This is a genomic window from Xanthovirga aplysinae, assembly GCF_009711365.1.
Classification (GTDB): Bacteria; Bacteroidota; Bacteroidia; order Cytophagales; family Cyclobacteriaceae; genus Xanthovirga; species Xanthovirga aplysinae.
The window spans coordinates 1-215 of record NZ_SMMB01000014.1; the positions used below are offsets into that span (position 1 = coordinate 1).

General features: G+C 38.1%; 1 pseudogene. It reads left to right on the plus strand.

The annotated features are described in order from the left end of the window. Window positions 1-215: pseudogene (locus E1171_RS22875) on the plus strand (cell surface protein); the annotation flags it as partial.

Genomic DNA, 215 nt, shown 5'->3' on the forward strand with positions numbered 1-215 from the left:
TTCCTGACTATGTGTTTGAAAAAGAGTATCCTCTGATGCCTTTATTTGAGGTAGAGACTCACATTAAGGCAAATAAAAGACTACCCAAAATGCCTTCTGAAAAAGAAGTATTAGAAAACGGCATGGATGCCGGCCAGATAAATGTGTTGCTGGTAGAGAAAGTAGAAGAACTTACCCTTCACACTATAGCGCAAGAAAAAGAAATCAAAGCACAA